Source organism: Luteimonas terrae, from assembly GCF_031457535.1.
Classification (GTDB): Bacteria; Pseudomonadota; Gammaproteobacteria; order Xanthomonadales; family Xanthomonadaceae; genus Luteimonas; species Luteimonas terrae_A.
Window position 1 is genome coordinate 226,081 of record NZ_JAVDWO010000002.1, and the last position, 22,425, is coordinate 248,505.

At 69.2% G+C, this 22,425-nt stretch carries 23 protein-coding genes; 12 read left to right on the forward strand and 11 right to left on the reverse strand.

Going from position 1 to position 22,425, the window contains the following annotated elements; genetic code table 11:
• Positions 1-43: 43 nt before the first annotated feature.
• Positions 44-295: a DUF1653 domain-containing protein gene (locus J2W68_RS03370; protein WP_310232801.1), complete on the reverse strand. Its 252-nt coding sequence runs from the start codon at positions 293-295 to the stop codon at positions 44-46.
• Positions 296-321: 26 nt separating this feature from the next.
• The gene (locus J2W68_RS03375; protein WP_310232802.1) at positions 322-573 is read right to left on the reverse strand and encodes a hypothetical protein; all 252 of its coding nucleotides are present in this window, start codon (positions 571-573) and stop codon (positions 322-324) included.
• 61 nt (positions 574-634) lie between these two features.
• Here J2W68_RS03375 and rmuC point away from each other — a divergent pair, with 61 nt between their 5' ends.
• Both rmuC and J2W68_RS03385 read left to right on the forward strand, forming a co-directional pair.
• The gene (rmuC, locus tag J2W68_RS03380; protein WP_310232803.1) at positions 635-2,086 is read left to right on the forward strand and encodes a DNA recombination protein RmuC; all 1,452 of its coding nucleotides are present in this window, start codon (positions 635-637) and stop codon (positions 2,084-2,086) included.
• Between the two features lie 156 nt (positions 2,087-2,242).
• A complete protein-coding gene (locus tag J2W68_RS03385; RefSeq protein WP_310232805.1) occupies positions 2,243-2,788 on the forward strand; it encodes a glutathione peroxidase in 546 nt (181 codons plus the stop codon).
• Positions 2,789-3,014: 226 nt separating this feature from the next.
• Here the strand turns inward: J2W68_RS03385 and J2W68_RS03390 are convergent, their stop codons facing one another.
• The 8 genes from J2W68_RS03390 to trxB form a co-directional block, all read right to left on the reverse strand.
• Entirely contained in the window at positions 3,015-4,097 is a 1,083-nt protein-coding gene (locus tag J2W68_RS03390; protein WP_310232806.1) for an MlaA family lipoprotein, read from the reverse strand.
• 38 nt (positions 4,098-4,135) lie between these two features.
• Positions 4,136-4,423 (reverse strand): STAS domain-containing protein, encoded by a 288-nt coding sequence (locus tag J2W68_RS03395; RefSeq protein ID WP_310147916.1) that lies wholly within the window; start codon positions 4,421-4,423, stop codon positions 4,136-4,138.
• Complete coding sequence (locus J2W68_RS03400) at positions 4,423-5,085, reverse strand: MlaC/ttg2D family ABC transporter substrate-binding protein (protein WP_310232999.1); 663 nt, start codon at positions 5,083-5,085, stop codon at positions 4,423-4,425. Before J2W68_RS03400 ends, J2W68_RS03395 begins: the two co-directional genes overlap by 1 nt.
• A 5-nt stretch (positions 5,086-5,090) precedes the next feature.
• Positions 5,091-5,645, reverse strand: a complete 555-nt coding sequence (mlaD, locus tag J2W68_RS03405) for an outer membrane lipid asymmetry maintenance protein MlaD (protein ID WP_310232807.1) — start codon at positions 5,643-5,645, stop codon at positions 5,091-5,093.
• A 70-nt stretch (positions 5,646-5,715) separates the two neighbouring features.
• The gene (locus J2W68_RS03410; protein WP_310232808.1) at positions 5,716-6,459 is read right to left on the reverse strand and encodes an MlaE family lipid ABC transporter permease subunit; all 744 of its coding nucleotides are present in this window, start codon (positions 6,457-6,459) and stop codon (positions 5,716-5,718) included.
• Positions 6,456-7,253: an ABC transporter ATP-binding protein gene (locus J2W68_RS03415; RefSeq protein ID WP_310232809.1), complete on the reverse strand. Its 798-nt coding sequence runs from the start codon at positions 7,251-7,253 to the stop codon at positions 6,456-6,458. Before J2W68_RS03415 ends, J2W68_RS03410 begins: the two co-directional genes overlap by 4 nt.
• A gap of 272 nt (positions 7,254-7,525) precedes the next feature.
• Positions 7,526-8,596 carry an ArsO family NAD(P)H-dependent flavin-containing monooxygenase gene (locus J2W68_RS03420; RefSeq protein ID WP_310232811.1) on the reverse strand — a complete coding sequence of 357 codons (1,071 nt, stop codon included), beginning with the start codon at positions 8,594-8,596 and terminating at the stop codon, positions 7,526-7,528.
• A gap of 47 nt (positions 8,597-8,643) precedes the next feature.
• On the reverse strand, positions 8,644-9,609 hold the full coding sequence (gene trxB, locus J2W68_RS03425; RefSeq protein WP_310232814.1) for a thioredoxin-disulfide reductase: 966 nt from the start codon (positions 9,607-9,609) through the stop codon (positions 8,644-8,646).
• A 211-nt stretch (positions 9,610-9,820) separates the two neighbouring features.
• Here trxB and arsH point away from each other — a divergent pair, with 211 nt between their 5' ends.
• The 5 genes from arsH (at position 9,821) to arsB (ending at position 13,113) form a co-directional block, all read left to right on the forward strand.
• On the forward strand, positions 9,821-10,579 hold the full coding sequence (arsH, locus tag J2W68_RS03430) for an arsenical resistance protein ArsH (RefSeq protein WP_430539657.1): 759 nt from the start codon (positions 9,821-9,823) through the stop codon (positions 10,577-10,579).
• A complete protein-coding gene (arsC, locus tag J2W68_RS03435) occupies positions 10,576-10,974 on the forward strand; it encodes an arsenate reductase (glutaredoxin) (RefSeq protein WP_310232815.1) in 399 nt (132 codons plus the stop codon). The genes arsH and arsC overlap by 4 nt, the downstream gene beginning before the upstream one ends.
• A 228-nt stretch (positions 10,975-11,202) precedes the next feature.
• A complete protein-coding gene (locus J2W68_RS03440) occupies positions 11,203-11,526 on the forward strand; it encodes an ArsR/SmtB family transcription factor (protein ID WP_310232816.1) in 324 nt (107 codons plus the stop codon).
• Positions 11,527-11,560: 34 nt separating this feature from the next.
• Positions 11,561-12,052: an arsenate reductase ArsC gene (locus J2W68_RS03445; protein WP_310232818.1), complete on the forward strand. Its 492-nt coding sequence runs from the start codon at positions 11,561-11,563 to the stop codon at positions 12,050-12,052.
• Positions 12,049-13,113, forward strand: coding sequence for an ACR3 family arsenite efflux transporter (gene arsB, locus J2W68_RS03450; protein WP_310232820.1), 1,065 nt, complete (start codon positions 12,049-12,051; stop codon positions 13,111-13,113). The genes J2W68_RS03445 and arsB overlap by 4 nt, the downstream gene beginning before the upstream one ends.
• A 28-nt stretch (positions 13,114-13,141) precedes the next feature.
• Here the strand turns inward: arsB and J2W68_RS03455 are convergent, their stop codons facing one another.
• Positions 13,142-13,723, reverse strand: coding sequence for a DUF1003 domain-containing protein (locus J2W68_RS03455; protein ID WP_310232823.1), 582 nt, complete (start codon positions 13,721-13,723; stop codon positions 13,142-13,144).
• A gap of 365 nt (positions 13,724-14,088) precedes the next feature.
• Between J2W68_RS03455 and J2W68_RS03460 the strand changes: the two genes are divergently transcribed.
• The 5 genes from J2W68_RS03460 (at position 14,089) to J2W68_RS03480 (ending at position 22,370) form a co-directional block, all read left to right on the forward strand.
• Positions 14,089-16,860 carry an HAD-IC family P-type ATPase gene (locus tag J2W68_RS03460; RefSeq protein ID WP_310232825.1) on the forward strand — a complete coding sequence of 924 codons (2,772 nt, stop codon included), beginning with the start codon at positions 14,089-14,091 and terminating at the stop codon, positions 16,858-16,860.
• Positions 16,857-17,741 carry a universal stress protein gene (locus J2W68_RS03465; protein ID WP_310232826.1) on the forward strand — a complete coding sequence of 295 codons (885 nt, stop codon included), beginning with the start codon at positions 16,857-16,859 and terminating at the stop codon, positions 17,739-17,741. Before J2W68_RS03460 ends, J2W68_RS03465 begins: the two co-directional genes overlap by 4 nt.
• Positions 17,738-18,685, forward strand: a complete 948-nt coding sequence (locus J2W68_RS03470; protein WP_430539658.1) for a bifunctional enoyl-CoA hydratase/phosphate acetyltransferase — start codon at positions 17,738-17,740, stop codon at positions 18,683-18,685. Before J2W68_RS03465 ends, J2W68_RS03470 begins: the two co-directional genes overlap by 4 nt.
• Positions 18,682-19,917, forward strand: coding sequence for an acetate/propionate family kinase (locus J2W68_RS03475; protein ID WP_310232828.1), 1,236 nt, complete (start codon positions 18,682-18,684; stop codon positions 19,915-19,917). Before J2W68_RS03470 ends, J2W68_RS03475 begins: the two co-directional genes overlap by 4 nt.
• A 65-nt stretch (positions 19,918-19,982) precedes the next feature.
• Positions 19,983-22,370 carry a xylulose 5-phosphate 3-epimerase gene (locus tag J2W68_RS03480; protein ID WP_310232829.1) on the forward strand — a complete coding sequence of 796 codons (2,388 nt, stop codon included), beginning with the start codon at positions 19,983-19,985 and terminating at the stop codon, positions 22,368-22,370.
• The last annotated feature ends 55 nt before the right edge of the window (positions 22,371-22,425 follow it).

Consider the following 22,425-nt stretch of genomic DNA (forward strand, 5'->3'; position numbering starts at 1 on the left):
ATCCGCACGATAGTCCATCACGTCGGGCCAGGCGCAGTCCGGCTCAGCGGACATCCGGCGGCGGCGCAGCGACCGGCGCGAAGCGCGGCACGTTGAGGCCATCAACATTGACCATCTCGACGAACATCGCATGCGGCCGCACCCACAGCGCACCCTCTCCATACAGCGGCCGGTACACCACGACCGGTTCCAGCGTCTCGCTGTGTCGCGCCACGCCGATGACGTCGTAATCGCGGCCCTTGTAGTGGCGGTAGCGGCCCGGCGCGAGGGCGGGCAATGGGGGCAGATCGGACATCGGCGTCTCCGGTGAAAAGCCGAGGATCAGCGGCGTGCGCGCGTCGACACGAGGAGACCGGAGACGTAGACGAGCAGACCGACCACCACCACGGCGCCGCCCACGATGCGGCCAAGATCGCGCGCCTCGCCATCGGTGGCGAACAGATGGATCGCGGCCAGCACGCCCGCGCCGACCAGCAGCAGGCAGCGGCCGACCATCACCACCGGTCGGGTGAATCGCCGCTTCGCCTCGTCGATCGACCGGTTGCGCTGCATCGTCGTTGCCTCGCGCTCCATCAGGCATGCGAGTTTCGCATGCAGGCGCAGCCGCTGAGACGGCGCCCGCTAGAATCACCGGATGAATCCCACGCTCGTCTTGCTCTCGCTGATCCTCCTGCTCGTCGCCATCGTGACCGGGCTGCTCGTCGTCCTGCTGCTGCGCCGGCCCGCTCAAGGCGGCGAAGCTCTGGAGCGCGTGCTGCGCGAGGAGCAGCGCGACGGCCGCGGCGAACTGCGCCAGCAACTCGATGCGTCCGCTGCCTCGCAGGCCCAGCGCATCGATGCCTTCGGCGCACAGCTGCAGGCCGTCGCCGCGCGCACCGACCAGCGTCTGGACGAATTCACCACGCGCACCGATGCCCGACTCGACGCGTTCACCCGTACCACCGACGAGCGCCTCGGCGTGCTGCGCGCGGCGTTGACCGAAGACGCGCGCAAGACGCGCACCGAAGGCGCGGAGCAGCAGCAGCGTTTCGCCGATGCACTCGGCGCACGCCTCAACGAACTCACCCAGCGCAACGAACAGCGCATCGGCGAGATGCGTACGACGCTGGAGCAGCAGCTGCAGCGCCTGCAGGCCGACAACGCCAGCAAGCTCGACCAGATGCGCGCGACCGTCGACGAGAAGCTGCAGACGACGCTCAATACGCGCCTCGATGCGTCATTCAAGATCGTGTCCGAGCGCCTGGAACAGGTGCAGCGCGGCCTCGGCGAGATGCAGCAGCTGGCGACCGGCGTGGGTGATCTCAAGCGCGTGCTGACCAACGTCAAGGACCGCGGCGGCTGGGGCGAAGTGCAGCTGGAGAACATCCTCGAGCAGACGCTCACCATGGAGCAGTACGCGCGCAGCGTGCGGGTGAAGCCCGACAGCGCGGAGGCCGTGGATTTCGCGATCCGCCTGCCCGGGCGCGGCGACGACACGGTGGTGTGGCTGCCGGTCGATGCCAAGTTCCCGCGCGAGGATTACGAGCGCCTGATCGATGCGCAGGAGAACGGCGACCTCGATGCGATCAAGACCTCGACCGCGCAACTCGAGCGCGCGATCCGCGTGCAGGCGAAATCGATCAGCGACAAGTACGTGTGCCCGCCGCACACCACCGATTTCGCGGTGATGTTCCTGCCGACCGAAGGCCTGTACGCCGAAGTGATCCGCCGCGCCGGTCTGGTCGATCTGCTGCAGCGCGAACATCGCGTGGTGCTGGCCGGCCCGACCACGTTCACCGCCCTGCTCAACAGCCTGCAGATGGGCTTCCGCACGCTGGCGATCGAGAAGCGTTCCAGCGAGGTCTGGCAGGTGCTGGGCGCGGTGAAGAGCGAGTTCGGCAAGTTCGCCGGCATCCTCGAGCGCGCCGAGAAGCAGATCACCACCGTCGGCAAGAGCCTCGGCGAAGCCAGCCGCAAGACCCGCACGATCGAGCGCCGCCTGCGCGGCGTGGAATCGCTGCCCGGCCCCGATGCGCAGGCGCTGCTGGGCGAGGCACTCGACGATGTGGCGGGTGACGAGGACAACGAGGACGCGCAGACGCCGTAAGTCATCGCGCGCCGTGTAGGAGCGCGCTCGCGCGCGAAGACACGTCCAACGCCTGCACGCTCGACGGGTTTCGTTGCGCTCTATCCACTCGACGAGCGCCGAGACGTCAATGTGCGGCGCTAACATCGGGGCTCTTTCCACCCGCGAGCCACCGCCATGACCGCACCGCTGACCGACATCCCGCTCAAGACCATCGAGGGCGCCACCACCACGCTCGGCGCGTATGCCGGCAAGGTGCTGCTGGTGGTCAACGTCGCGTCCAAGTGCGGACTGACGCCGCAGTACGCAGGCCTTGAAGCGCTGTACCGCGAGAAGCGCGATGCAGGCCTGGAAGTGCTGGGCTTTCCGGCCAACGATTTCGCCGGCCAGGAGCCGGGCAGCGACGCCGAGATCCAGCAGTTCTGCAGCCTCAGCTACGACGTCAGCTTTCCGCTGTTCTCGAAGATCGCAGTCACCGGCGAGGCGATCCATCCGCTGTATGCAGCGCTGACGACCGCGCAGCCCGAAGCGACCGGCGAAGGCCCGATGCGCGAAAAGCTGCGCGCCTTTGCGCCGCCGAATCCGGCGCCGGGCGTGCTGTGGAATTTCGAGAAGTTCCTGATCGACCGGCATGGGCACGTGGTGGACCGGTTCGCGCCCGACGTGACGGCGGATGATCCGCGCGTGCGCGCCGCGGTGGAAGCGGCGCTGGCGGGGAAGTGATTGTTGCTAGCCCTCCCCCGCTCGCGGGGGAGGGTTGGTGGGGGCAAAACGTCCGCCCGCGAAAGATCCCGGTTCAACGCATGGCGTCGCGCCTGGACCGGATCACTCGCGAACTGACCGTTCGCCCCTATCCCGACCTTCCCCCGCAGGCGGGGGAAGGAGCAAGAACAAAAAAGCCCCGCGTTCGCGGGGCTTTTGCTCTCAAGACTTCAGCGCACCCAAATCATCAATTCGACGGAGACAGCGGAATGATCGGCATCACGTCGACCGGCACGGTCGGCATCGCGTCGTCGTCGTAGAGATAGTCCGGCAGGCCGGCTTCATGGTCGTCGCGGTCGGTGCGGCGGACCGATTCGATCTGGTAGGCGCGGCGCTGCATCCACGCGTCGCGGATCAGTGCGTATTCGTCGGTTGCGCCCTCGCGCATGCTGTCAACGGCGAACAGGCGCGTGCGCAGGTCGACCAGTTGCAGGCCCTGCAGGCCATAGCGCCATGGATCGTCACCGACCTGGCGCAGCGGCGACAGCGGCGCATCGCCGACCAGGCCGAAGCCGTCGCGCAACGTGCGCGGGCCGAACAGCGGCAGTTCGAGATACCGCGAATCGCGCCAGCCCCACACGCCCATCGTCTGGCCGAAGTCGGCGCTCTGGTTCGGAATCTCCGCATCCGTCGCCGGATCGAAGATGCCGCCGATGCCCAGCGTGCTGTTGACGACGAAGCGGCCCAGCGACTGGCCCGCGGCCTTCGGTCGGCCTTGCAGCAGTGCATTGAGCGCGCTGACCGGCTGGCCGAGATTGCTGAAGAAGTTGGTCACGCCCAGGCGCACCGGACGCGGCACGACCTTGGCGTAGACCTTCGCAAGCGGCTTGGCGAAACCGCGGTCGACCGCGCTGTTGAACGCGAACACCTTGCGGTTGAGCGGCTCCCACGGATCGTAGCTGCGCGGCATCTGCGCGGCTTCGGGCAGCGTCGGGTCGTAGATCGGGTCGTAGACCGGTTCGCCGTACAGCGCGGCGTAGTCGAGCTCGGCATCGGTCGGCGTGCCGTTCGCGGGCGCGGCGTCGCCGGCCACCCGCGCGGCATCGTCGAGCGCGTCGATGACTTCGCCAGTATCCGGCGTGGCCGGCACATCGGCGGCGTCGGCATCCGCAGCAGTGGGCACGTCGGCGATCGCAGGCGCTGGCGCAGTGACCGTTTCGGCCACCGGCGACGGCACGCGATCCTTGGGGGCGCCGGTACCGGCGCAGGCGACGAGGACCACTGATGCGATCAGCGGCAGCAGGACACGGAAGGGAGCAAGGCTCGACATGGTCGGAATCCCGAGGGGGGCCGGGTGGGACGGCAGATTCACGCGGACACGTAGGTCAGCGTCGGTGTCAGACGGTAGGCGCGGCACAGTTCGGCCAGACCCGGCGGTGTGCCGTCGACCCTGAGCGCGCCATCACCTGCGAGTTCGGCCAGCAGGGCGAGACCCGCGCTGTCGAGCGTGGTGACGGCGGACAGGTCCAGCCGCGCGGCGCCCGCGCGACCGGCCTGCGCCTGCGGCCACAGCGACGGGACCGACGCGGCGACGACATCACCGGCGAACGCCAGCGCATCGCCATCGCGTCGAACCGAAGCAGCGGCCGTGCCCATCACTCGACGACTGCCTCGATCTGGCCGCTGCGCAGTTCGCGCGCGACGTCCGGGATCGACTTGCGCTGCAGCGGCGTATCGAACTGCTCGCGGAAGGTGCGCACGAACGACACGCCTTCCACCATCACGTCGAACACCTTCCAGGTACCACCGCTCTGGCGCATCAGGTAATCGACCGGAATCGGCTCGCCGCCACTGCGCAGCAGTTCGCTCGACACGCGCACGCCCAGACCACGCGGCAGCGGGGCTTCGGACTTGATGCGCACACGCAGCTGGGAGTTGAAGTCCAGCAGCGACGAGCCGTACTTGCGCATCAGGTTCTCGGCCAGCGCATCACCGAACAGCTTGACGTCGGCATCCGATGCGCCGCGGCCGTGACGGCCCAGCACCTGCCGCGCCGCGTAGTCGCGGTCGAACATGGTGTTGAATTCGCTGTCGATGAAGCTCTGCAGCGCGCCGCGGTCACGGGTGAATTCGGCGCGGCGCGATTCCAGCGTCTTGAGCACGCGCTCGGTGTTGCCCAGCACCAGTTGGCTGGGCGAGCCGGCCTGCGCGGTGCTGGCAGCGGGGGTTGCAGCCGGTCGGGCCTGCGCGAACGCGGCGGCGGGCAGCACCAGTGCGGCGGCGAGGGCGAGCGGCAAGGCGCGACGGATCAGGGGCATGCGGATCATGGAAGAACTCCTTCGTCACTGTGGGGTGCGTCGGGCGACGCGGTGCCGCCTTCGGGCGCGGCTGGCGAGGCAGCGTCGGCACCTTCGCCGCCACCACCGAACATGTATTTGCCGACCATCTGCATCAGATCCACCGCCGGTGAGGTAAACGCGATTTCCTCACCCGGCTGCAGCACATCGACATCGCCGCCGATCGACAGACCGAGGTAGCTCTCGCCGAGCAGACCGCCAGTGAGGATCGCCGCCGAAGTGTCGGCCGGGATCTCGTTGAAACGGTCCTCGATCTTCATCGTCACGATCGAGTCGAAACGCACCGGATCCAGATCGATGCCGGTCACGCGGCCGATCGTCACGCCACCGACCTTGACCGGGGCGTTGGGGCGCAGCTGGCCGAGATTGCTGAAGCGCGCGTTGAGCTCGTACGTGCCGCCGCGACTGAAGCCGAACTGGCCGTTGGTCGAAGCGATCGCCAGCACCAGCAGCGACGCGAGCGCGAGTAGCAGGAATGCACCGACGGCGAGTTCGAGACGGGGACCACGGGTGCTTGTCATGGGTGTCACCTTTGCAGCGGACCGCCGGACGCGGCGGTGAAAGAAGGAATCAGCGTTCAGGCCGCCGACATCAGCGGAACAGGAAGGCGGACATCACGAAATTGAACATCAGCACCAGCAGCGAGGCGTTGACCACGGCGCGCGTTGTCGCGACCGAGGTGCCTTCGATCGTCGGCTCGGCGTGGAAACCAACATACGAGGCCACCAGCGCGGCGGTGCCGCCGAACACCGCGGACTTCATGAACGCGGTCAGGAAATCGCTGCGGAAATCGACCGCGTCCTGCATCGACTGCCAGAACATGCCGTTGTCGATGCCGAGCACCTGCACCGCCTGGAACCAGCTGGCCGACAGCGCGAGGCTGCAGAAGAGACCGGTCAGCAGCGGCACGCAGATCACCGCGGCCCAGAAGCGCGGCGCGACGACCTTGGCCACCGGATCGATCGCCATCAGGCCCAGCGCGGTGATCTGATCGGTGGCGCGCATCAGGCCCAGTTCGGCGGCGATCGAGCTGCCGGCGCGGCCGACGAACAGCAGCGCGGTCAGCACCGGCGCGAGTTCGCGGTACAGGCCCAGGCCGATCAGCACGCTGACCTGGTTACTGGCGCCGTAGGTTTCCAGCGCGCGGTAACCCAGAAGGGTGAGCGACAGGCCGACGAAGGCGCCACCGACCGCAATGATCGGCAAGGACCGGCCGCCGATCTTGTAGATCTCGCGGACCAGTTCGGAGAAGAAATCGGCGGTCGGCTTCGATGCACGCAGCACCGACAGCGAGAACAGCCCGGCGCGGCCGAGCGAGCGGATCGCAGCGGTCATCGTGCGGCCTCCGTGGGGGCGAGATCGCCGCGGTCGAATGCGATGGGGCCGTCCGGCTCACCGTGCAGGAACTGGCGCACCAGCGGATCAGTGCTGGCCTCGAGTTCGGCAGGCGTGCCCTGGAAGACGATGCGGCCATTGGCGATCACGATGGCGTGGTCGGCAACGGGCAGGGTCTCGTGGACGTGGTGGGTGACGATGATGCTGGTCAGCCCGAGCGAGGCATTGAGCCGCGCGATCAGACTCATGATCACGCCCGAGGCGATCGGGTCCAGCCCGGTCAGCGGCTCGTCGTAGATCATCAGTGGCGGGTCCAGCGCCAGCGCGCGGGCCAGCGCGACGCGGCGCGCCATGCCGCCCGACAGCTCGCGCGGATACAGATCACCGGCCGTGCGCAGGCCCACGGCCTGCAGCTTCATCGCCACCAGGCGCGCGATCACCGGCTTCGGCAACTTGGTGTGCAGGCGCAGCGGCAGGGCGATGTTCTCGCCTGCGGTCAGATCGGTCAGCAGGCCGTTGCCCTGCAACAGCACGCCGATGCCCTTGCGCAGTTCCAGCAGCTCGCGCATGCGGGTCGGCACGGGCTGGCCGAAGACTTCGACCGTGCCCGCGGCCGGTACCAGCTCACCGGTCAGCGCCGAGAGCAGCGTCGACTTGCCGCTGCCCGACGGGCCCAGCACCGCGGTCACGCTGCCGCGCGGCACCGACAAGTCGATGCCGGACAGCACGGTGCGCCCGCCCCGGTCGAGGCGGACATCGCGCAGCAGCACGGCGGGGGGATTGGCGTCGGGCATTCGGCTCGTGGGGTCGTGTCGGGATGTCCGCGCAGCAGACGCGCGAAGCCACAGAGAATGGCGGGAACACACTGAATCTTAACCCAGTCGGTGTACTGACGAGTACAGAAATTGTCCCGAGGGTGGGGTGGAGTGTCCCGGTCGTGAGCGCGGACCGGCACTTGCCCGCCCCCGTACGGGCAACACGATCGGCGGATGCGCGGATCGGCGCGAACCATTTCAACCCGTCCGATCGGCCCATCGCTGCGATAACGGTGCCGCCGAGACGAGACTCAGGCGTCAGCCGCCGCCAGGAAGGCGGTCGCCTGATTCACCGCCTCGCGTGCATAACGCGTCACGCCCACCAGGGTGGCCGAGGCGGCACCGTTCCAGTCGCCGTATCCCAGCAGCCAGACCGAAGGTTCCGCGACAGAACGCACGCGCGACGCATCGACCGCCACCAGCCCCCGGTCGTTGATCACACCGAGCGCTCGCAGATGCGACAGCGCGGGCCGGAAGCCCGTGCACCAGATCACCGCGTCGATGTGTTGTTCGACGCCGTCCTCCCATCGCATGCCCTCGGGTGTGAAGCAGACGGGAGGCCTTCGCGCCGTCAGCACACCGCGCGCACGTGCGTCCTTCACCGGCGCCACCATGACGATATCGCCGAAGCCGCCGGCCGGGATGTCGGGCGCGCGCCCTTCCTGCTGGGCCTTCCATTTCTCGGTCGCGCGCTGGAACAGCAGGCGTCCGTCCACCGCGTCGGGCAGGAATTCCGGTTCGCGCTCGGTGATCCAGATCGTCTCTGCGACTTCGGATACCTCGGCCAGAATCTGCGCGCCCGAATTGCCGCCTCCGATGATCGCGACCCGCTTGCCGGCGAATGCCGCGGCGTCCGTGTACTCGCCCGAGTGCATCTGCTGGCCTGCAAACCCCGGCAGTCCGTCATACGGCGGCACATAGGGGCGCCGCCACGTCCCGGTCGCGCTGATCACTGCCCTGCCCCGCCAGCGCCGACCGTCCGTCGACGAGACGATCAGGCCCTCGTCAGAACGATCGATGCGGTCCACGAAGACGGGTCTGGTGACGGGCAGCGTGTATTTCTGCTCGTAGCGCGTGAGGTAGTCGATGACCTCCGCCCGGTCGGGGTAGGGGCCATGAGCGGCCGGCATCGGCCAACCTGGAATCGAACTCCATTCTGCGGGCGAGAAGAGGTGCAGAGATTTCCACGCATGCCGCCAGGCGCCGCCGGGCGATGGTTCGGCATCGAGAATCACGTAGGAGAGACCGGCGCGGCGCAGGAAATACCCCGCAGCCAGCCCTGCCTGACCGCCTCCCACCACCACGACGTCGACACTTTCCATGGATCTCCTTCAGGCACCCCGGGCGGGATGCGCGTGCGTTGTTCCGGTCAGCCTTCGACGCGGGTTGCCAGGGCATCCAGATAGCGTTCTGCGTCGAGCGCGGCCATGCAGCCGAAGCCGGCCGAAGTGATCGCCTGGCGGTAATGCTGGTCGGTCACGTCGCCGGCGGCGAACACGCCCGGCACATTGGTCGAGGTCGCATTGCCGTCGATACCCGAGCGGATCTCGAGGTAGCCGTTGTTCATCGCCAGCTGGCCTTCGAACAGCGTGGTGTTGGGCGTGTGGCCGATTGCGACGAAGAAACCGTGCACCGCGATCTCGCGCGTGCTGTCGTCCTGCACCGACTTCAGGCGCAGACCGGTCACGCCGGCGTCGTTGCCGAGCACCTCGTCGACGGTGTGGTGCCACACCGGCACGATCTTGCCGGCCTGGATCTTGGCGTTGAGCTTGTCCTGCATGATCTTCTCGGCGCGCAGCGTGTCGCGGCGATGGACCAGATACACAGTCCTGGCGATGTTCGACAGGTACAGCGCTTCCTCGACCGCGGTATTACCGCCGCCGACCACGGCCACGTCCTGGTCCTTGTAGAAGAACCCGTCGCAGGTGGCGCAGGCCGACACGCCCCGGCCCTTGAACGCCTCTTCCGACGGCAGGCCGAGGTACTTCGCGGTCGCGCCGGTGGCGATGATGATCGCGTCGGCGGTGTACTCGCCGCTGTCGCCCTTGAGCCGGAACGGGCGCTGCGACAGATCCGCGGTGTGGATGTGGTCGAAGATGGTCTCGGTGTCGAAGCGCTCGGCATGCGCCTGCATGCGCGCCATCAGGTCCGGACCCATCAGCCCGTGTGCATCGCCCGGCCAATTGTCGACCTCGGTGGTGGTCATCAGCTGGCCGCCCATCTGCATGCCGGTGATGACTACCGGCTTGAGGTTGGCACGGGCGGCGTAGACGGCGGCGGTCCAGCCGGCGGGGCCGGATCCGAGGATCAGGAGCGGGATATGTCGGCTGGTCATGGCTGCATGATTCCTGGCATCGGGGGAGGGCGAGCCGCATTTACCGGCGAAACGCGACCCGCCCCGGCGGGATGCGCGCAGAAGATTCGGAGGCGCCTGGGTGTCGATCCCGGGCCGGCCTGCGCCGCATTACGTTTCCAGACAAGGACCGACACGCCGCTCGAACGGGCATTGCATCTTATATTCCATAATTCTAGAATAATGGAATCAAATGAGCGGGACAAGCGACGTGCAGGACCTACCCAACGTAATCCCGGGCGCTCTGGAGATGCCGACGGCCGAGAAGCTGAAGGAATGTCCGACCCTGACCCATCGTCCGCGGATCCTGATTCTCTACGGTTCGCTCAGACCCCAGTCGTTCAGTCGCAAGCTTGCGCTCGAGGCACAGAGGCTGCTGGAACAGCTCGGCGCGGACACCCGGCTGTTCGACCCGCACGCACTCCCGATGCTCGATTCCGTCCCGGCCACGCATCCCAAGGTCCAGGAACTTCGACAGGCCTCGCTCTGGTCGGAGGGTCATGTCTGGGTGAGCCCGGAACGCCACGGCACGCTGACGGCGGTGTTCAAGAACCAGATCGACTGGCTGCCGCTCGAGGACGGCAGCGTGCGTCCCACCCAGGGCCGCACCCTGGCCGTCATGCAGGTCTGTGGTGGGTCGCAGTCCTTCAATGTGGTCAACGCCCTGCGCGTCCTGGGACGCTGGATGCGCATGGTCACCATTCCGAACCAGTCTTCGGTCGCGAAGGCCTGGCAGGAGTTCGATGACGCCGGACGGATGCGACCCTCGCCCTACTACGACCGCGTCGTCGACGTCATGGAAGAGCTCGTCAAGTTCACGCTGCTGGTGCGTGGACGCAGCGACTACCTCGTGAATCGCTACAGCGAGCGCAAGGGCGCCGTCGAGGCGGCGGCACTCGCCGCGGCCGCCGGCGTCGTGGAAACAGACCTGAGCGAAGAGGAAAGCGCATGAACGCCGTCATCTACCACAACCCGGAATGCGGCACCTCGCGCAACACGCTGGCCCTGATCCGCCACGCCAGAATCGAACCGCAGATCATCGACTACCGGACAGATCCGCCGGACCGGACCCGTCTTGCCGCACTGATCACAGCCGCCGGACTGACCGTTCGCGACGCGATCAGGCAGAAGGGCACGCCTTATCTCGAGCTCGGGCTGGATGACCTCGCTCTGGACGACGCGGCCTTGCTGGATGCCATGCGCGCGCACCCCATTCTGATCAACCGTCCTTTCGTGGAGACGGGAATGGGCGTCCGTCTGTGCCGACCTTCGGAGGTCGTGCTAGAGATCCTGCCCGCGATCGACGGCCCGTTCACCAAGGAAGACGGCGAGGTCGTCGGCCGGTGACGCGTCGCGCTTGCGCGTGACGCATGGGGCGGGGGCGTACCGGGAACGCTGACGCGTCTCCGGTGCGCGGCATGCCGCACCTTCGCGGCACGGGATCGAGATCCCGCAGGTGCAGCGGCGGCCTGCCCTGCAAGCCGGCATCTCGTCACGTTGGCGCCGGCGCGCCCGATAGCGCGGCAAGTCACTGAGCGAATTGCGACGCCCAGATTATTCGAGTATTTTGGAAACATGGAACATACGAACGCGACCCAAGCGCTTTCCGCACTGGGACATAGCACCCGACTGGCGGTGTTCCGCCTGCTGGTCCAGTCCGGACGCAGTGGCCGGCTGGCCGGCGATATCGCCACGACGCTCGCGTTGCCGGGCGCCACGCTGTCATTCCACCTCAAGGAACTCGCGGCCGCCGGGCTGATCACCGGCGAACCGCGTGGCCGGGCCATCTGTTATCGCGCCGATTTCGACGCGATGAACGCCCTGGTCGGCTATCTCACCGAGAACTGCTGTGCCGACGACGCGAGCGACTGCGCGCCCGTCGGCACCTGCGCCCCCTGATACCCCCCGTCATTTTCCGACCGAGCCAACACCGATGACCCGACGCGTCCTGTTCCTGTGCACCGGCAACTCCGCCCGCAGCGTGCTGGCCGAAGCCACCCTTCGCGCCTGGGGCGTGGGCCGTTACGAGGCCTATAGCGCCGGCAGCCAGCCGGCCGGCCAGGTGAATCCGTTCGCCATCGCGCAGCTCGAGCGCGAGGGATTTCCCACCGACAACCTGCGCAGCAAGTCCTGGGACGAGTTCTCGGCCGAAACCGCCGTGCCGATGGACCTGATCGTCACCGTCTGCGACAGCGCCGCCGGCGAGAGCTGCCCGATCGTCCATGGTGACTACGTCCGCGTGCACTGGGGCCTGTTCGATCCCGCCGCGGTGACCGGCAGCGATGCCGACAAGCGCGCGGCGTTCGCCGAGGCGCACGCGATCATCCAGAAGCGCATGCGTGCGTTCCTCGACATCCGCGACGCGGTCTGGGCCGACAAGGCCGCGGTCAAGGCGCTGCTCGAACCGATCGCCGACGTCGGATGAGCACGCCCTCGCCTGCCCCGACCACTCGCCTGTCGTTTCTCGACCGCTGGCTCACGCTGTGGATCTTCGCGGCGATGGCGCTGGGCATCGCGCTCGGCACGCTGTTCGACGGCCTGCCGGACGGGTTGAACGCGCTGAGCTGGGGCAGCACCAATATCCCGATCGCGATCGGCCTGATCCTGATGATGTATCCGCCGCTGGCCAAGGTGCGCTACGCGGAGCTGCCCAACGTGTTCCGCGACAAGCGCGTGCTGGCGCTGTCGCTGGTGCAGAACTGGTTGATAGGCCCGTTCCTGATGTTCGGGCTGGCGGTGCTGTTCCTGCGCGACTATCCGGAATACATGACCGGCCTGATCCTGATCGGCCTGGCGCGTTGCATAGCGATGGTGCTGGTCTGGAACCAGCTCGCCCGCGGCGACAACCAGTACGTCGCCGGCCTGGTCGCGTTCAACTCGGTGTTCCAGATCCTGTTCTTCAGCGTCTATGCCTGGTTCTTCCTGAGCTGGCTGCCGCCGGTGTTCGGGCTGGAAGGCAGCGTCATCGACGTCAGCATCTGGACCATCGCGCAGGCGGTGCTGGTGTATCTGGGCATTCCGTTCCTGGCGGGCTACCTCACCCGGCGCTGGCTGGTGAAATCGAAAGGCGAGACCTGGTACGAGACGCGCTTCCTCCCGAAGATCAGCCCGATCACGCTGGCCGCGCTGCTGTTCACCATCGTCGCGATGTTCAGCCTCAAGGGCGCCGATGTGGTGCGGATTCCGATGGACGTGGTGCGCATCGCGATTCCGCTGACGATCTACTTCTTGATCCAGTTCCTCGTCAGCTTCTGGATGGGCAAGCTGATCGCCAAGGACTATCCGCGCACGACGGCCATCGCGTTCACCGCGGCCGGCAACAACTTCGAGCTGGCGATCGCGGTCGCCATCGCCGCGTTCGGTCTGGCTTCACCGGTCGCGTTCGCGGCGGTCATCGGGCCGCTGGTCGAAGTGCCGGTGCTGATTCTGCTGGTGCACGTCGCGCTGTGGATGCAACGCCGCTGGTTCGGCGGCGCACCCGCCTGATCGCACGTCGGCGCTGCGCGGTCCGCCCTCAGGGAATCGAGGGCGGACCCGCCACGTCGCCAGACCGTTCGACCAGACGCGTCAGCAGATCGAGCTGGGTCTGCTGCTGGGCGAGCAACAGCATGATCTGATCGCTGCGCATCGCGTCCATCTTTTCGTGCAGCGCCATGATCTCGAGCTCGGCCTTGAGGTTGACCGCGTAGTCGTAGCCCGCCATCTGCCGGTCCTTCGACGCCTGCCGGTTCTGGCTCATCATGATCACCGGCGCCTGCAGCGCGGCGACCATCGACAGCATCAGGTTGAGGAAGATGTAGGGAAACGGGTCGAGCGCATCCGCGCCCAGCGCGCCGGTGTTGAGCGCCACCCAGCCGACGAGCGCGGCAAGAAACAGCACGATGAAGGTCCACGAGCCGCCGAACGCGGCCACCCGGTCCGCGAGTGCTTCGCCGAACGTTGCCCGGTCCAGCAGCTTGCCCGGATCGGTGGACGTCACCCGGCGATCGATGGCCAACTGCACGATGCCGCGCGTGGCCGGATCTAGCTCCGCGCTGGTGCCGCCGAACCAGCTTCTGGCCCGGGCGAGATAGTCGAGGTGTGGCTTGGGCTGCATGCGCGCGCTCCTGTCCTGGGGTGACGGACCACAGGCGCCGCTCGTGCGCAGCGCCCGGTTGCCGGCACCGCCGGCGACGGTCGTAGTCTGGCCCTGTCGGACGGGCAGAAGGCGAATGCGCGGCCAGACGTTCCGCCGGTTTCAGTGGTCCTGTGCATGAACGCAGCGTGCGGCGTTCATCGGCTGGCATACGCCTATCGACCCGGTCCGGGCGACCTGTCATGGTGGGTCTCCCGGGCCCGCTGCTGCTGCCGCGGCGGATTGGTGCGATGCCGCCGATCTCCTGCAGGCCCGGACATGCGATACCGCAGCGATGGCGTGTTGGAGTGCATCCACGCCGTCTGCCTGCACAGGAGCAGACCCCCATGCGTCCGAACGACCACCGCGAGGTGCAGGTCGACTGGCACGCGCAACCCCACGAAGACGTGCTGCAGGCGTTGTCGGCGACGGCGGATGGCCTGCGCAGCGACGAAGCCTTGCGCCGGCTCACCGAATACGGGCGCAACGAATTGCCGGCGCCGCGCGCGGCGCCCGCGTGGCGACGGCTGCTGCGGCATTTCCAGGATCCGTTGATCCTGTTCCTGCTGGCGGCGGCGATCACCGCGCTCGCGCTCGGGCATGTCGTCGACGCCGTGGTGATCGCGGCGGTGGTGGCGATCAACGCCCTGGTCGGCTTCGTGCAGGAAGGGCGCGCGGAACAGGCGATGTCGGCGCTGCGCTCGATGCTGGCCGCCACCGCGCGCGTCTCGCGCGACGGCGCGCGCGCCACGATTCCGGTCGCCGAGCTGGTGCCCGGCGACGTCGTGCTGCTCGAGGCCGGCGACCGCGTGCCGGCGGATGCGCGCGTCCTGCGCTGCCGCGGCATGCGCATCGACGAGGCCGTGCTGACCGGTGAATCGGTGCCGGTCGACAAGCTCGCCGAGCCAGTCGCCGTGGAGGCCGATCTGGGCGACCGCGCGTCGATGCTGTATTCGGGCACGCTGGTCGCCTCCGGCCAGGCCAGCGCGGTGGTCGTGGCCACCGGCCCCGATACCGAGGTCGGCCGCATCGGCACGCTGCTGGGCGGCGTCGACAGCCTGACCACCCCGCTGCTGGCGCAGATGTCGCAGTTCGGCCGCCGGTTCACGCTGCTGGCGCTGGTGCTGGCGGCGGCGCTGTTCCTGTTCGCGATCGGGTTCCGCGATTACGCCTGGCTGGACGCGCTGATGATCGTGGTCGCGTTGGCGGTCGGGCTGGTGCCCGAGGGCCTGCCGGCGGTGATCACCATCACCCTGGCGCTCGGCGTGCGGCGCATGGCCGCGCGCCACGCGATCATCCGGCGCCTGCCGGCGGTGGAGACCCTGGGCGCGACCACGGTCATCTGCACCGACAAGACCGGCACGCTCACGCGCAACGAGATGACGGTGCGCCTTCTGGTGACGTCCGCCGGCGACGTGCGGGTGGAGGGCGGTGGCTATGCCCCCGTCGGCGCGCTCACGCCCGATGGCGGTGGCGGGGCGATCACCGCGGCGATCGGCGTCGCGCGCATCGGCCTGCTGTGCAACGACGCACGCCTGCATCACGAGGGCGAACGCTGGTGGATCGATGGCGATCCCATGGAAGGTGCGCTGCTGGCGCTGGCGGGCAAGGCCAGGCTGGATCCGGCCGCGATCGAAGACCGGCATCCGCGGATCGACGAAGTGCCGTTCGATGCCGACTATCGCTTCATGGCCACGCTGCACCGCGATGGCGACGGGGCGCTGGTCTGCGTCAAGGGCGCACCGGAACAGGTGCTCGCGCTCAGCGGCGCGCAGCTCGATGCCGCCGGCAACAGCGCGCCGCTGCAGGCCGGACACTGGCAGCAGGCGGTCGACGCCGCCGGCGCCGAGGGACAGCGGGTGCTCGGCTTCGCGTTCGCGCGCCTGCCGCAGGTGCCCGACAGCTTCGCCTTCGCCGATGTCCGGGATCTGACGTTCGCCGGCATCGCCGGCTTCATCGATCCGCCGCGCGAGGAGGCGATCCGCGCGGTCGCCGACTGCCGCAGCGCCGGCATCGCGGTGAAGATGATCACCGGCGACCACGCCGCGACCGCCAGCGCCATCGCGCGCCAGCTGCAGCTGGCCGACGATCCGCAAGTGGTCACCGGACGCGCACTCGACGACATCGACGATGCCGACCTGCCGGCGCTGGTCGAACGCGCCCACGTATTCGCGCGCAGCAGTCCGGCGCACAAGCTGCGCATCGTGCGCGCGCTGCAGTCGCGCGGCCACACCGTGGCGATGACCGGCGACGGGGTCAACGACGCGCCGGCGCTGAAGCAGGCCGACATCGGCATCGCGATGGGCCACAAGGGCACCGAGGCCGCGAAGGAAGCCAGCGAGATGGTGCTGGCCGACGACAACTTCGCGTCGATCGCCGCCGCCGTGCACGAAGGCCGCGCGGTCTACGACAACATCCGCAAGGTGGTCGCCTGGACACTGCCGACCAATGGCGGCGAAGCGCTGACCGTGGCGCTGGCGATCGTGTTCGGCTGGGTGCTGCCGATGACCGCGCCGCAGATCCTGTGGATCAACATGGTGCTGTCGATCACCCTCGGCCTGGCGCTGGCGTTCGAGCCGCCGGAACCCGGGGTGATGCGGCGACCGCCGCGCCAGCGCAGCGCGTCTCTGATCTCGCCCTTCATGCTGTGGCGGATCGCGCTGGTGTCGCTGCTGTTCACCGCCGGCGCGTTCGGCACCTTCGCCTGGGCCCAGCGCCGCGGGCTGGATATCGCGACCGCGCGGACGATGGTGGTCAACGTGTTCTGCGTGATGGAGATCTTCTATCTCTTCAGCGTGCGCTACCTGCACGGCGCCTCGCTGTCGCTGCGCGGCCTGCGCGGCACGCCGGCGGTGCTGTGGGCGGTGGCCGCGGTGGTGGTCGCGCAACTCGCCTTCACCTACCTGCCGTGGATGAACACCCTGTTCGGCAGCAGCCCGGTGCCACTACTGGAGGGCGTCGTCATCGTGCTGGTGGGCGTGGCGATGCTGCTGGTGCTGGAAGTCGAGAAGCGGGTTCTGCGCCGGCTGGGTGTGTTCGACGAACTGAAGCCTGCCGGCACGGTGCTGGCGACTCTGGCGCCGGCCGCGGCACCAGCACCGGCGGGGGGCGTGGCATGAGTGTCGACCGGAACACAGACCGCGCGCGCATGGACGAGGGCGCCGGTGTACTGGTCGCGACCGACCTCGCTCCACGCTGCGATCGCGCCATCGGTCGCGCGCGGCTGCTGGCGCGTGCATTCGGCGGCACCGCGACCGCCGCCACGGTGCTCGATCCGGCGCACGCGCGAGCCCGCGGCCTGCGCGCCCGTGGCGGGGCGCACTGGTATCGGCCACCGCCGCCACGGGTCCACGCGCAGCAGTGGCTGCAGCGGGAGTTCGAGGACGCCGCGGTGGCCTGGGACACGCACGTCGACGAGGGTGACCCCGGCGAGTGCCTGTCCCGGCTGCTCGATGCGCGCGACGACCCGCTGGTGGTGACGGGATCACTCCGCAGCGGCCCGTTCGGCCCGGCGATGCTGGGTTCGACCGTCGATCGCCTGCTGCGCCGTGACCGCGCGTCGCTGCTGGTGGTGCGCGAGCGTGCGCACGCGCCCTATCGCCATCTGCTGGTGGCCAGCGATTTTTCCGCGCCATCTCGCGCCGCGTTGCGGCACGCGCATGCCCTGTTCCCGGAAGCGCGGATCACGCTGCTGCATGCGGTCGACCCGCCGATGCTCGGGGTCGCCGTGGATGCGCAGGTCGCAACGCCGCGCGCGCATCCCGATGCGCAGGGAGACGCGTTCCTGCGCGAAGCCGTGCCCGACGCCGGGCGTTTCGAGCTGCGCGTCGAGCACGGCGATGCCGCGCGCCTGGTCCAGCAGTACGTCGACACCTTCGCGCCGGACCTCGTCGTCGTCGGCAGCCACGGCCGCAGCGCCGCCTACGAGGTCGTCATCGGCAGCGTCGCCAGGCGGATCGCCGCGACCTCGACGGCCGATACCCTGGTGGTGCGCGGATGACCGCATCAAACACAGATGCCGGGGGCAACGACGGGCTCGGCCGCCTGCTCGCGCATGTCGCGGCACTGCCGCCGGTGCGGGTCGCGGTGGTGCATCCCTGCGATGCCGCCAGCCTGTCGGCCGCGCTCGATGCGCGCGATGCCGGCTTGATCGTGCCGGTGCTGGTGGCGCCACGCGAGCGGCTCGAGGCCGTGGCGGCGGACGCGGGCCTGGACCTGACGGGCATCTGCATCGAGCACGTCGCTCACAGCCACGCCGCAGCGGCGCACGCGGTGGCGCTGGCGCGCGCCGGCGAGGTCGAGGCGCTGATGAAGGGCAGCCTGCACACCGACGAGCTGATGGGGGCGGTGGTGGCGTCGGCGACCGGGCTGCGCACCAAGCGCCGGGTCAGCCACTGCTTCGTGCTGCAGACGCCGCACTATCCGCGGCCGTTCATCGTCACCGACGCGGCGATCAACCTCGCGCCGGACCTGGCGCAGAAGGCCGACATCGTGCGCAACGCGATCGACCTCGCGCACGTGCTCGGCATCGCCGTGCCGCGGGTCGCGATTCTCGCCGCGGTGGAGACGGTGTCGCCGACGATGCCGGCCACGCTCGACGCCGCCGCGCTGTGCAAGATGGCCGATCGCGGCCAGATCACCGGCGGCATCCTCGACGGCCCGCTGGCGCTCGACAACGCGGTGTCGATCGATGCCGCGCGCAGCAAGGGCATCGTGTCCGACGTTGCCGGCCGGGCCGACATCCTGGTGGTGCCGGACCTGGAAAGCGGCAACCTGCTGGCCAAGCAGCTCATCTTCATGGGCAACGCCGCCAGCGCCGGCATCGTGCTCGGCGCCCGGGTGCCGGTGGTGCTGACCTCTCGCGCCGACGCGAGGGAATCACGGCTGGCCTCGTGCGCGATCGCGCTGATGCTCGCCCACCACTACCGCAGCACGCCGCCGTGACCGCGTCCGCCACTGCCGACCGGTATCCCAGCCGCGGCGATCTGCTGCTGGTGCTCAACTGTGGTTCGTCGAGCATCAAGTTCGCGCTGTTCGATGCCGGCCAGACGCCGCTGCCGCGCGCGCCGGTGTGGAACGGCAAGGTCCAGGGCATCGGCGGCGATGCGCCGAGTTACGGTGAGACCGGGCGCGAAACCGAACAAGTAGCGCTGGACGCCGACCAGCCCTACCACGCAGCCCTGACACGCATCCGCGACGGGGTCGCGGCGCGTCTGGGCGGACGCCGGCTGCACGCGGTGGCGCATCGCGTCGTGCATGGCGGCGGGCGGTACGAGGCGCCGGTGCGCATGGACGCCGCGGTGCTCGCCGACCTCAAGGGCTACGTGCCGCTGGCGCCGTTGCACCAGCCGTTCGCGCTCGAGGCGATCGAGATGCTGCTCGAGGCCGAACCGGCGCTGCCGCAGGTCGCGTGCTTCGACACCGCCTTCCATCACACGCTGCCGCAGGTCGAGCGGATGCTGCCGCTGCCCTACGACGCCTGGACCCGCGGCCTGCGCCGCTACGGCTTCCACGGCCTGTCCTACGCCTACATGGCCGAGGTGTTGCCCGAGCGCCACGGCGCTGTCGCGCGCGGCCGCTGCATCGTCGCCCACCTCGGCAGCGGCGCCAGCCTGTGCGCGATGCAGGACCTCGAAAGCATCGCCACCACGATGGGCTTCTCGGCGCTCGACGGGCTGATGATGGGCACGCGCACCGGCGCCCTCGACCCCGGCGCGGTGCTGTACCTGATGGAGATCGAGAAACTGAGCCTGGCCGACGTGGGGCATCTGCTCTACCACCGCTCCGGCCTGCTCGGCGTGTCCGGCCGCTCGTCGGAACCACGCGTGCTGCTGCCGCTGGAGGCCGAGGCCGGCGAGACCGGCGAGCGTGCGCGCATCGCGCTCGCGCTCTACGTGCGCCGCATCGTCCGCGAGATCGGCGCCCTGGTCGCAGTGCTCGGCGGGCTCGACCTGCTGGTGTTCACCGCTGGCATCGGCGAACACAGCGCGGAGATCCGTGCGCGCGTCTGCGCCGGCCTGGGCTTTCTGGGCGTGGCGCTGGACGCCGACGCCAACACCGCCGATGCCGCAGTGATCTCGGCGCCGGCCAGCCCGGTGCTCGTCGGCGTCGAGCCGACCAACGAAGAATGGATCGCCGCGCGCCAGACCCTGGCGTTACTTGCCGGCGCGCACTGACACGACGCCATGACGACGATGCCGCGCTTCCGCGGCGTCGCCGGCGCGGCAGCAGGAGAACACCCATGCACCAGTCCACCCACGCGCCGCTCGCCCATTGGCGCGCCGGCCACGGCCCCATCGCCCACAGCGCCGAGACCGCGGCGCGCGTCGACGCGCTGTTCGGCGCCCTCGTCGACACCGGCCGGCTCGCCGACCGCGACACCGGCTACGCATTGCTGGCCGCCGCCGACCGCCTCGCCTGCACGGCGATGAATGTCGTCGCGCACATGACCTATGCGCGGCGCATCGACCTCGAGGGGCGTGCGCTGGATGCCGACGACTTCAAGCCCGTGCCCGAAGGCCACACCGGCGGCGCGCTGAACATGGTGCCGGCGTTCGTCGGTTACCTGCTCGCCAACGCGCTCAGCGGCCACACCCGCTCGTGGCTGATGGGCCAGGGCCACTGCGCCGCCGCGATCGAGGCGACCAACGCGCTGACCGGCGACGTCTCGCCGGCGCAGGCGGGGCGCTACGACCGCAGCGCGGATGGTCTGGCGCGGCTGATCACCGACTTCTATTCCTTCGCCATCGGCGCCGACGGCCGTCCGGCCGTGCCGCTCGGCAGCCACGCCGGCCCGAATACCGCCGGCGCCATCTCCGAAGGCGGCTATCTCGGCTTTGCCGGCCTGCAGTACGTGCACATGCCGCTGCCGGGCGAGCGCCTGGTGGCGTTTCTCAGCGACGGCGCATTCGAAGAACAGCGCGGCTCGGACTGGACGCCACGCTGGTGGCGCGCCGAGGACTGCGGGTTCGCGGTGCCGGTGATGATCCTCAACGGCCGCCGCATCGAGCAGCGCACCCAGATCGGGCAGGCCGGCGGCGCGGGCTGGCTGGCCGAGGACGTGCGCAACAACGGCTTCGCGCCGCTGATCGTCGACGGCCGCGATCCTGCCGCGATCGCCTGGGGCATCCTGACCGCCGATGCGATGCTGGAAGCCTTTGCGGCCGACCCGGCGCATCGTTACCCCGCCGCCCTGCCCTACGTCATCGCCGAGACCGACAAGGGCTTCGGCTTCCCCGGCGCCGGCACCAATGCCGCGCACAACCTGCCGCTGGGCGGCAATCCGCATCGCGATGCCGCGATGCGTGCTGTCTTCAATGAAGGCGCCGCGGCGCTGTTCGTGCCGCCCGCGGAACTGGACGACGCGCTGCACACGCTGGCCAACCACGAAACCCAACAGCGTGTGCGCGAAAGCCAGCATCCGCTCGCCCATCGCCATCCCGATGCGCCGGCGCTGCCCGAACCGCAATGGGACGCGGCGCAGGCGCGCGGCTGCGCGATGCATGCACTCGACGAGTGGTTCATCGCCCTGGTCGACGCCAACCCCGACCTGCGCGTGCGCGTCGGCAATCCCGACGAGCTGGCCAGCAACCAGATGGGCGGCACATTGTTGCGGCTCAAGCACCGGGTCAACGTGCCCGAGGCCGGCGTGGCCGAATCGCTGCACGGCGCGGTCATCACCGCGCTCAACGAGGAAGCCGTCGCTGCGGCCGCCACCGGCAACAAGGGCGGGCTCAACCTGATCGTCAGCTACGAGGCCTTCGCGGTGAAGATGCTCGGCATGCTGCGCCAGGAGATCATCTTCGCCCGCCGCCAGAAGGAGCTGGGGCAGGTGCCGGGCTGGCTGTCGGTGCCGCTGGTGGTGACCTCGCACACCTGGGAGAACGCCAAGAACGAGCAGTCGCACCAGGACCCGACGATCGGCGAGGCGCTGCTCGGCGAGATGTCCGACACCTCGCGCGTGCTGTTCCCGGTCGATGGCAATACCGCCGTCGCCGCCTTACGCGCGGTCTACGGCGGACGCGGCGAGATCGCCTGCCTGGTGATCTCCAAGCGCGAGCTGCCGAACCGCTTCGACGCCGCTGGCGCGCAGGCGCTGATGGCCAAGGGCGCGGGCCATGTCGCCGGTGATCCGGCCACGGCCGCCGTGCAGTTCGTCGCCATCGGCGCCTACCAGCTGGAAGAAGCGATGCAGGCGCATCAGCATCTCGCCCGCGCCGGTCACGCCTCGTGCGTCACCGCGATCATCGAGCCGGGCCGGCTGCGCATCCCGCGCGACGACATCGAAGCCGCCTTCGTGCTCGACGACGCCGCGCTGACCGGGCTGTTCCCACCCGGGCTGCCGCGGGTGCTGATCAGCCATACCCGCCCGGAGCCGATGCTCGGCGTGCTGCGTCGCCTCGACGATGGTCCGGCGAAGACCCGCGCGCTGGGCTACATCAGCCGCGGCGGCACCTTCGCGGTGCCCGGCATGCTGTTCGCCAACCGCTGCACCTGGGCGCATGCGGTCGATGCCGCCGCCGCGGTGGCCGGGTGGTCGCGTGATGCGGTGCTGGATGCCGATGCACGTCGCGCACTCGATGGCACCGGCACGCCGGCCGACCTGCGGCTGCCCATGTCCGGCGCCTGACGCAGGCCGGTGGCAGCGCCGCGCCGCCGCTTGCGGACGCGCGCGTCGCTGCCGA

Coding starts and splice junctions, on each gene's coding strand:
- J2W68_RS03370 (WP_310232801.1), bottom strand. CDS start 295: ATGTCCGATCTGCCCCCATTGCCCGCCCTCGCGCCGGGCCGCTACCGC.
- J2W68_RS03375 (WP_310232802.1), bottom strand. CDS start 573: ATGGAGCGCGAGGCAACGACGATGCAGCGCAACCGGTCGATCGACGAG.
- rmuC (WP_310232803.1), top strand. CDS start 635: ATGAATCCCACGCTCGTCTTGCTCTCGCTGATCCTCCTGCTCGTCGCC.
- J2W68_RS03385 (WP_310232805.1), top strand. CDS start 2,243: ATGACCGCACCGCTGACCGACATCCCGCTCAAGACCATCGAGGGCGCC.
- J2W68_RS03390 (WP_310232806.1), bottom strand. CDS start 4,097: ATGTCGAGCCTTGCTCCCTTCCGTGTCCTGCTGCCGCTGATCGCATCA.
- J2W68_RS03395 (WP_310147916.1), bottom strand. CDS start 4,423: ATGGGCACGGCCGCTGCTTCGGTTCGACGCGATGGCGATGCGCTGGCG.
- J2W68_RS03400 (WP_310232999.1), bottom strand. CDS start 5,085: ATGCCCCTGATCCGTCGCGCCTTGCCGCTCGCCCTCGCCGCCGCACTG.
- mlaD (WP_310232807.1), bottom strand. CDS start 5,645: ATGACAAGCACCCGTGGTCCCCGTCTCGAACTCGCCGTCGGTGCATTC.
- J2W68_RS03410 (WP_310232808.1), bottom strand. CDS start 6,459: ATGACCGCTGCGATCCGCTCGCTCGGCCGCGCCGGGCTGTTCTCGCTG.
- J2W68_RS03415 (WP_310232809.1), bottom strand. CDS start 7,253: ATGCCCGACGCCAATCCCCCCGCCGTGCTGCTGCGCGATGTCCGCCTC.
- J2W68_RS03420 (WP_310232811.1), bottom strand. CDS start 8,596: ATGGAAAGTGTCGACGTCGTGGTGGTGGGAGGCGGTCAGGCAGGGCTG.
- trxB (WP_310232814.1), bottom strand. CDS start 9,609: ATGACCAGCCGACATATCCCGCTCCTGATCCTCGGATCCGGCCCCGCC.
- arsH (WP_430539657.1), top strand. CDS start 9,821: ATGAGCGGGACAAGCGACGTGCAGGACCTACCCAACGTAATCCCGGGC.
- arsC (WP_310232815.1), top strand. CDS start 10,576: ATGAACGCCGTCATCTACCACAACCCGGAATGCGGCACCTCGCGCAAC.
- J2W68_RS03440 (WP_310232816.1), top strand. CDS start 11,203: ATGGAACATACGAACGCGACCCAAGCGCTTTCCGCACTGGGACATAGC.
- J2W68_RS03445 (WP_310232818.1), top strand. CDS start 11,561: ATGACCCGACGCGTCCTGTTCCTGTGCACCGGCAACTCCGCCCGCAGC.
- arsB (WP_310232820.1), top strand. CDS start 12,049: ATGAGCACGCCCTCGCCTGCCCCGACCACTCGCCTGTCGTTTCTCGAC.
- J2W68_RS03455 (WP_310232823.1), bottom strand. CDS start 13,723: ATGCAGCCCAAGCCACACCTCGACTATCTCGCCCGGGCCAGAAGCTGG.
- J2W68_RS03460 (WP_310232825.1), top strand. CDS start 14,089: ATGCGTCCGAACGACCACCGCGAGGTGCAGGTCGACTGGCACGCGCAA.
- J2W68_RS03465 (WP_310232826.1), top strand. CDS start 16,857: ATGAGTGTCGACCGGAACACAGACCGCGCGCGCATGGACGAGGGCGCC.
- J2W68_RS03470 (WP_430539658.1), top strand. CDS start 17,738: ATGACCGCATCAAACACAGATGCCGGGGGCAACGACGGGCTCGGCCGC.
- J2W68_RS03480 (WP_310232829.1), top strand. CDS start 19,983: ATGCACCAGTCCACCCACGCGCCGCTCGCCCATTGGCGCGCCGGCCAC.